The 8,495-nt window shown below is 64.5% G+C and carries 6 protein-coding genes; 3 read left to right on the forward strand and 3 right to left on the reverse strand.

The window, feature by feature from the left end; translation table 11 throughout:
* On the reverse strand, positions 1–2,243 hold a 2,243-nt coding region (gyrA, locus tag VW23_RS17600; protein ID WP_425285219.1), incomplete at its 3' end, for a DNA gyrase subunit A.
* A 344-nt stretch (positions 2,244–2,587) separates the two neighbouring features.
* Here gyrA and VW23_RS17605 point away from each other — a divergent pair.
* The 3 genes from VW23_RS17605 (at position 2,588) to VW23_RS17615 (ending at position 7,467) form a co-directional block, all read left to right on the forward strand.
* Positions 2,588–4,882 carry an efflux RND transporter permease subunit gene (locus VW23_RS17605; protein WP_141728376.1) on the forward strand — a complete coding sequence of 765 codons (2,295 nt, stop codon included), beginning with the start codon at positions 2,588–2,590 and terminating at the stop codon, positions 4,880–4,882.
* The gene (locus VW23_RS17610) at positions 4,879–5,412 is read left to right on the forward strand and encodes a hypothetical protein (protein ID WP_069910855.1); all 534 of its coding nucleotides are present in this window, start codon (positions 4,879–4,881) and stop codon (positions 5,410–5,412) included. The genes VW23_RS17605 and VW23_RS17610 overlap by 4 nt, the downstream gene beginning before the upstream one ends.
* 159 nt (positions 5,413–5,571) lie before the next feature.
* Positions 5,572–7,467, forward strand: a complete 1,896-nt coding sequence (locus VW23_RS17615) for a sensor domain-containing diguanylate cyclase (protein ID WP_069910856.1) — start codon at positions 5,572–5,574, stop codon at positions 7,465–7,467.
* A gap of 28 nt (positions 7,468–7,495) precedes the next feature.
* Here the strand turns inward: VW23_RS17615 and VW23_RS17620 are convergent, their stop codons facing one another.
* Both VW23_RS17620 and VW23_RS17625 read right to left on the reverse strand, forming a co-directional pair.
* Positions 7,496–7,864 carry a RibD family protein gene (locus VW23_RS17620; RefSeq protein ID WP_176730427.1) on the reverse strand — a complete coding sequence of 123 codons (369 nt, stop codon included), beginning with the start codon at positions 7,862–7,864 and terminating at the stop codon, positions 7,496–7,498.
* Between the two features lie 8 nt (positions 7,865–7,872).
* Positions 7,873–8,274, reverse strand: coding sequence for a hypothetical protein (locus VW23_RS17625; protein WP_069910858.1), 402 nt, complete (start codon positions 8,272–8,274; stop codon positions 7,873–7,875).
* Between the last annotated feature and the right edge of the window lie 221 nt (positions 8,275–8,495).

The following is an 8,495-nucleotide window of genomic DNA, read 5'->3' on the forward strand; positions in this document are numbered from 1 at the left end:
TCGGAGACCTCCTCGGTCTCGTCTTCGCCACGCACCGCGCGGCTCATCTTCAGATAGGCAGAGCGCTCCGACGACTCGGCGTCGAAGTGGTGGACGATCGCCATCGAGATGATGCGGTCGCCCTCGGCGAGGCTGATGCCGCGCACGCCGGTCGAATCGCGGCCCTTGAACACCCGGACCTCGTCGACCTGGAAGCGGATCGCCTGCCCCAGCGCCGTGGTCAGCAGCACGTCGTCATTGGCCGTGCAGGTGGCGACATCGACGATGCCGTCGCCTTCATCGAGCTTCATGGCGATCTTGCCGTTCTTGTTGATCTCGACGAAGTCGGCCAGCGAGTTGCGGCGGACGGTGCCGCGGATCGTCGAGAACATCACGTCGAGCTGCTGCCAGCTGCTTTCATCTTCCGGCAGCGGCATGATCGAGGTGATGCGTTCGCCCGGATCGAGCGGCAGCATGTTGATCAGCGCCTTGCCGCGCGCCTGTGGCTCGCCGATCGGCAAACGCCACACCTTCATCTTGTAGACCTGCCCGGCCGACGAGAAGAACAGCACCGGCGTGTGGGTGTTGGCGATGAACAGCCGGCTGACGAAATCCTCGTCGCGTGTCGCCATGCCGGAGCGGCCCTTGCCGCCACGGCGCTGCGCCCGATACGAGGTCAGCGGCACGCGCTTGATGTAGCCGCCATGGGTCACGGTCACCACCATGTCCTCACGGGCGATCAGGTCTTCGTCCTCGAAATCGCCTGCCGCCTCGTCGATGACGGTCAGCCGCGGCGTATTGAACTGCTCCTTGATCTCGGTCAGCTCGGTGCGGACAATTCCCAGCACCCGCTCGCGCGAGCGCAAGATGCTCAGATACTCGGAGATGTCGGTGCCGAGCCCGTTGAGTTCCTCGCCGATCTCGTTGACGCCGAGCGCCGTCAGCCGGCTCAGGGTCAGCGCCAGGATGGCGCGCGCCTGCTCGTCGCTCAGCTTGAACGTACCGTCCTCGTTCATCCGGTGGCGCGGGTCGTCGATCAGCGCGATCAGCGGCGCCACATCGCGGGCCGGCCAGTCCCGCGCCATCAGCCGCTCGCGCGCCGTGCCCGGATCGGGCGAGGTGCGGATCAGCGCGATCACTTCGTCGACGTTGGCCACCGCTACGGCGAGGCCGACGAGGATGTGGGCGCGGTCGCGCGCCTTGTTGAGCAGGAACCGGGTACGGCGCGTCACCACGACTTCGCGGAAGTCGAGGAACGCCACCAGCATCTGCTTGAGGCTCATCAGCTCCGGCTTGCCGCCGTTCAGCGCCACGAAGTTGCAGCCGAACGAGCCCTGCAGCGGGGTGAACCGATAGAGCTGGTTCAGCACCACATCCGGCACCGCATCGCGCTTCAGCTCGATGACCACGCGCATGCCGTTGCGATCGGATTCATCGCGGATGTCGGAGATGCCCTCGATGCGCTTGTCGCGCACCAGCTCGGCCATCTTCTCGATCATCGTCGCCTTGTTCACCTGATACGGGATCTCGGTGATGATGATCGCCTCGCGCTCCTTGCGCATCTCCTCGGTATGGGCCTTGCCACGAATGAGGATGGCGCCGCGGCCCGTCTCGTAGGCCTGGCGGATGCCGGAACGACCGAGAATGATGGCGCCGGTCGGGAAATCCGGCCCCGGCAGCACCGTCATCAGTTCCTCGGTGATCGCACCAGGGTTGTCCATCAGCATCAGGACGGCGTCGATCACCTCGCCCAGATTGTGGGTTGGGATGTTGGTCGCCATGCCGACGGCGATGCCGCTGCCGCCATTGACGAGGAGATTCGGGAACCGCGCCGGCAGCACCGTCGGCTCGCGCTCGGAGGCGTCGTAATTGTCCTTGAAGTCGACAGTGTCCTTGTCGATGTCATCGAGCAGGCTGTCGGTCACCTTCTCCATGCGCACTTCGGTGTAGCGCATGGCGGCCGGCATATCGCCATCGACCGAGCCGAAATTGCCCTGCCCGTCGATCAGCGTCACGCGCAGCGAGAACTCCTGCGCCATGCGCACCAACGAGAAGTACACCGCGTCGTTCGAGTGCGGGTGATACTTACCGATCACGTCGCCGACCACGCGAGCCGACTTGCGGTGCGGGCGGTTCCACACATAGCCCTGCTCATGCATGGAATAGAGGATGCGGCGGTGCACCGGCTTCAGTCCGTCGCGCACGTCGGGCAGAGCCCGGCTCACAATCACGCTCATGGCGTAACTGAGATAGGACTCGCGCATCTCGTCGCTGATCGAAATCGGGGCGATGTCGGAGGGGAGCGGCGCTGCGCCGTTCTGGTCGTCGGTATTGTCTGCCACTACGCTACTTTTTCTGAGGTTGACCCAGTCTGGACGCGCTTACGCGATTCCGCGGGACGGGGCGACCCGCCGCCGATCCGCGCCGCAGCGCATCCCCTACTATTTGGGCATTTCGGCGGCGCCCTGCCATATAGCACAGCTTGTCAATTGTATTACGGCAACTTTCCCGCCTAATCCCCGGTTCTCCTGCGCCCCGGCTGGACGAACCGGGTTCGAGGCCTTAGTAGTCGCCCGCGCCGCATCGACAGAATTCCGGAGACTTGCCAGTGCCAGCCAGCCCCGAAGCCCGCAAGGGAACCTGGATACCCAAGTGGTCTATCGGATTCGGTCTTGAGCGAATTGGGCACCTGACCATTCGGTTCCCCAGGATTGTCGGCATCGTGGCCCTGCTGTTCACCGTGCTGTGTGCGTGGCAACTGCCCCGCATTTCTGTCGACGGGGACCTGATGCGGGTCTTTGCCGATTCTGGCGTCCATTTCGATCGCTACAAAAAGCTCACCGATACATTTGGTACATTCGAGGATGACGCCTACGTCCTCGTGAGTTCCCCGCGCCTGACCGATCCTGCGGTGATCGAGAAGCTGCGTGAACTGGCTTTCGATCTGGAACTCAGCGATTACGCGCTGGGAACAATGACACCGTTCACCCTGCGCAAACCCAGCGGCGACGGCGGCACCGTCCCGGCAGTACCCGAGAACATGAGCAGCCCCGAGGAGGTTGCAGCGGTCCTGACCGACCTGCGCGAAAACGATCCGATCATGCGGAACCTGATTCTCGGCGACCTGTCGGGCGTGGTGATGATCATGTTTCCGGACGTCACCAAGAGCAAAGCACCAGGTGGCATGAAGGACATGATCGCCTCGCTGCGGGCGCTCGTTGCGCAATACAACAGCAACGATATTCAGGTTGAACTGACGGGACCGCCGATCTGGAGCACCGAATTGCTCGAGTCGACCATTTCGGACCAAGCCATTTTCTCCATCGTCGGGTTTGCCATCGGCGCCATCATCTCGCTGCTGACGCTGCGCAGTTTCTGGGGCGCGGTGCTTGCAACCTTCACCCCGGCCATCGCCGTAATCTGGGTAATCGGCTCCGTTATGCTGATTTTCGGCTCGTTCAGTTTCCTGACCAATATCGTGGTCACGCTGGTGCTGGTGGTCGCCTTTGCCGAGAGTATGTACTTCACTTTCACCTGGCTCCGGCTGTGGAATGATGGGCTTGAAGCGACAGAAGCAATCGACGAGGCGGTAAAGCGGGTGCTGCCGGCAGCGGCCCTCACCTCGCTGACCACCATGGTATCGTTTGCTACGCTTATCGTTACCCAGGGACGCGGCATCGAGGAGTTCGGCTGGTCCGGCGTGCTCGGGGTGGCAATGGCCTACCTGACCTTTGCCACGGTAATGCCGCTCACCATGAAGCTGGCTGTGCGGCTCGGCTACAAGCCGCCACGGCGGATGAGCATTGCGGTAACAGCTCCCATTCCCGCAGCGCGCTTCCTGACCAGGAGGTTCTCGCGCGTCCTCGGCGTCGTCGGGATTGCGATCGCATTGCTCCTGCTGATTCCGCATTTCATCCTTGAGCCCCGCTTCTCCTTTGAAGATTTCCTGCCCAAGAATTCCGAAGCGCTCGAGACGGCAAAGGGCATCGATTCCGGCGTAGGCGGTGTGGCGCCCATCTACATTCGTGTTCCGCTCGCCGACAACGACCCCAACCTGACGGACGCCGATTTCGAGCGGGTACGCAAGGCGCACGAAGTGGTCGAAGCGGTCGTCGGCAAGGGCAAGGTCATCTCCGGCGCCAGCATGTTCAACTACTCGAACGCCGGCTTCACCCGCGAGGAAATCTTCGACGCGGTCGGGCCCTTCATGAAGCGCCGTTTCGTGACCGACGACGGCAGTCAGGCACTGGTCACGGCCTTCCTGCCGACGATCATGGATTCAGTCGAGCTGAAGAATATCGTCGACAAGCTGGATGGCGATCTCGTGACGGCCGGTATCGAGGGCGCCGAGGTCGCCGGTTACCGGTTGATGACCACCTTTGCCAGCACCGACATCATCAATTCCATCCGTTCGAGCCTGATGTTCGCCATCGTGTGCAACATCTTCCTCATCGGGCTGGCCTTCCGTTCGTGGCGGCTTGGTTTGGTATCGGTCGTGCCGAACCTGCTGCCCATCCTCGGCACCGAACTCTATCTCTACTTGAGCGGCTCGGGCCTGCAACTGACAAGCGTCATCGCGCTGACCATCGCATTCGGTATTGCCGTCGACGATACCATCCACTTCCTCGCCACCTATGTGCGTCAACGCGAAGCCGGCCGTAACAATGCGGACGCAGTGGATCTGGGCCTCGAGCGGGTCGGCCCTGCGCTGGTGGCCACCACGCTGATCATCTGCGCCGGAACGGCAGTAGTTATGTTCTCGTCCATCCCGCCGGTTGCGCTATTCGGCACGCTGACGGTAATTACTCTGTTCGTTGCATTGATCGGGGACTTGGTTGTACTCCCATCCTTGCTGATCGCCGGGGGGCGATTCTTCCGTCCAATTGGAGGCTCAAGCAAATGAATGTCCTCAGGCCCCGGTTGCGCAGCGTCGCGCTTGCCGGTCTGCTCGCAATATCGCCTGTCGCACTGACCCCCGCCCTGGCAGCGAAGGCGGATGTGGAACTGCTGAAATCCTATGTCGGCGATTGGCGTGGCAAGGGCGCGCTGGTCGGAGCCGAGAGCGAGACGGTGATCTGCAAGCTGGTCCTGTCGCCGGGCAATGCCGACAAGGTCAACTATTCGGGCCGCTGCGCTCTCGCCGGCACCAATCTCGCCGTAAACGGCACACTTGCCTACAACGACGCAGCGCGTCGTTTTGAGGCCGCGATGACCTCAAACGTCACTTTCTCTGGCCTTGCTGTCGGCAAGAAGCAGGGCGACGGGATCGTCTTCAACCTCAGGGAACGGAACAAAGACGAGGAAGGCAACGACCTCACCGTGACCGCCGCGATTGCCCTCAAGGGCGCGGGCAAGAACATCGTGGTCGAGTTCCAGGTGGTATTCAACGCCACCGGCGATACGCTCAAGGCCTCGATACCGTTCAGCAAGTAGATTCCGCTTTAGCGACTACGCGTTTCGACGGACGGCCATTGGCCGTCCGTTTGCGTTTTGGTGAACAGATGAGGGACGATGCTAAGTTCCCGCTTTCGCCGATGTTAACGAGATCATGCGAGAAAATCCGGGACAAATCCGTTCCGGAAGCCTTGCCTCATGGCCCGCCCGGCCCCCAAATCGCTGACGCGGCGCGCGGCGCTGTTCGTCGTCGCCATCTGCGCGGCGATTGTCGTGCTGGAAGGCTGGCGCGAGTGGGTGGCGTATGACGCCGCCGTGCAGAAGGCCGAGCTCGAGACGCAGAACCTTGCGCGCTCGATGCGCCAGCACGCCGAGGACACCTACGAAATCGCCGACCAGGCGGTCTCCCTCGTCAGCTACCAGATCGAAACCACCGGCATCGCGCCCGAGGCGCTGCAGCAGACCGAAGCCTTCATGCTGCGCACCATGCAGAGCGCCCAGCGGCTGCGCGGCATCTATGTCTACGATGCCGACGGCAACTGGCTGGTCACCACGGCCGAGAACATGCCGCCGGGGGGCAACCAGGCGGCCTACAGCTACTTCCGCGATCACATGACCACGCCGAGCGACGCGCCGTCCTTCGGCGCGCCGATTCGTGCCGCCGGTGACGATGCACTGGTCACCACGGTCAGCCGCCGCTTCGACCAGCCCGATGGCAGTTTTGGCGGCGTGGTGGTCGCGGCGATCGACACCCGCTATTTCGCCGATGTCTATGACAGCATCGACGTGGGCGCGCTCGGCACGATCAGTCTCTACGACAGCAACGGCCTGCTGCTCAGCCGCAAACCCTACCACCCCGACCTGAGGGATGAGGATCTCGGCGAGGGCGAGCTGTTCGCCCGGCCGGACCTCGCCCAGGCATCGGGCGCCTACCACTACGACTCCGCCGTCGACGGCCATCGCCGCATCGGCGGCTATGACCGCGGCGCGCGCTACCCCATCGTCTCGGTCGTCGCGGTCTCGCATGCCGAGGCGCTGGCCAGCTGGGGCCGCGGCGCCCTGCAGCGCGGCGCCATCACCCTCGGCCTGACGCTGGGCGCGGCGCTGCTCGGCCTCAGGCTGGTCGACCAGATCCGTCGCCGGCAGCGCAGCGAAACCGTGCTGGAGCAGAAGGAATCCGAGTTCCGGCTCCTGGCCGAAAGCGCCAGCGACCTGGTCGAGCGTTTCGACAGCGATGGCACCCGCACCTACATCTCCCCGGCCCTCGAGCGCCTGACCGGCTACCGGCCCGAGGAGATGCTGGGCAAGAATGCCTTCGAGGTGGTGAACCCGCAGGATCGGCCGGCCGTCGAAGCGGCGGCCGAGCGGCTGCGCCAGGGCGTCACCGAGCAGGAAACGGTGTCCTTCCGCTTGCAGCACAAGGATGGCCGCGAGATCTGGCTCGAGACCTCGCTGCGCATCGCCGCCGAGCGCTCGGAGAAGCTCTCGGTGGTCGGCGTCACCCGCGACGTTACCGAACGCAAGCGCCTCGAATTGAAGCTCGAGAGCCTCGCCCTGCGCGATGGCCTCACCGGCATCGCCAACCGCCGCGCCTTCGATACCGCGCTGACGCGCGAAGTGGCGCGCGCCCGCCGGCTCTCCACGCCGCTATCGCTGCTGATGATCGATGCCGACCGCTTCAAGCGCTTCAACGACGATCACGGTCATCTCGCCGGCGACGCCTGCCTCAAATCGATCGCCGCCGTCGTCGCCATGGCGGCGCGTCGCCCCACCGACCTGGCGGCGCGCTACGGCGGCGAGGAACTGGCTTTGCTGCTGCCCGACACCAATATCGACGCCGCCCGCGCCATCGCCGCTGACCTTTGCCGGCAGGTGCAGGCCCTTGCCATTCCGCATGCCCGGAACCTGCCCTGGCGCGTCGCCACCATCAGCATCGGCATTGCCTCGATCGACCCGCGCGACGAGGACGCCGTCCACGACGGCTCCTGGCTGATCAGCACCGCCGACCTCGCGCTCTACGACGCCAAGGGCCAGGGCCGAAACCAGAGCGTCGCGGCTCCCGGCAAACTCCGCACCACGCGCCTCGTTGGTTGAACGCTGGCTGGCCCGAGCTGTGCCGGCTCTAGCCGATCACCTCGTAACGCAACCGCAGCAGCCCATCGGCTTCCGCCTCTGCCGAGATCAGCTGTAGCCGCGTCGGCACTTCGCCGTCACTCAGCGGCACTCCGTCGAAGATACTCGGCGTACCGAGGCCACCGACCAGCGCCGGGGCGACGAGCAGGTCCACCGCATCGACCAGCCCGGCCCGCAGCAGGGCCCCATTGAGCCCGCCGCCGGCGTTCGAAACGACGCAGTTCACTCCGAGCTTTTCCCGCATCCGGCGCAGCGCCGCCCTAAGGTCGACCTGCGCCTCACCGACCACCAGATACGAAACGCTCTCCGCCCTGAGGTAGGCGAGATACGGTTGGGGCGTCGCCCGCGCCACCAGCACCAGAAGGTCTACTCACCCTGGCTCTTGATTGTCCAGCGCGCCCGGCCGCGGCTGTCAACGACCGTGAACCACTTGCGATGTCCAGGCTGCTGGCGCACCGACGCCGGCAGAAAATCCGTGTAGAGATCCTGCTCCGCGGCGGCATCCCCAGCTTCGAGTTCGGGCGACGCGATGCTGTCGGCGACGAATGAGCCGCTGCCCTCGAGGATCGCATCCGGCGCCTCGGCGCGCGCCATCTCCTCGGTGCGGGCGACCTCTCGTCCTGCGGTGCTCGCCGGCCAAAGCTCGTGCCACGCCCTGCCCTCTGCTGCCTGCAGCAGCGGGCGGTCGCGCCTCAACGCCACCCGCCCGTCCACCGACATGTTCACCGCCACGATGACCCGCGGCCGTTGCTCGTTCGATTTGCCCATCTCGCGTCCCTCAACCTTCCCCGCGAGGATGACATCGGGGACATTTGCGCGTCAGCGAAATCTGCGAGAAGCGTGCCGCCGGAGCCTTGCCTGCCGGCCAACAGGCCATCGCTGTCAGACCGGAGCACGGTTTCATGGTTTCTGCCGCGGCCTCCCTCGTGACCAGTCGCGTCGCCGACCACGATCCCTTCGCCCACCCTACCCTGCAGCGGGTTCGAGAA

This window comes from Devosia insulae DS-56, assembly GCF_000970465.2.
GTDB classification, from domain to species: domain Bacteria; phylum Pseudomonadota; class Alphaproteobacteria; order Rhizobiales; family Devosiaceae; genus Devosia_A; species Devosia_A insulae.

Coding starts and splice junctions, on each gene's coding strand:
- VW23_RS17615 (WP_069910856.1), top strand. CDS start 5,572: ATGGCCCGCCCGGCCCCCAAATCGCTGACGCGGCGCGCGGCGCTGTTC.
- VW23_RS17625 (WP_069910858.1), bottom strand. CDS start 8,274: ATGGGCAAATCGAACGAGCAACGGCCGCGGGTCATCGTGGCGGTGAAC.
- VW23_RS17610 (WP_069910855.1), top strand. CDS start 4,879: ATGAATGTCCTCAGGCCCCGGTTGCGCAGCGTCGCGCTTGCCGGTCTG.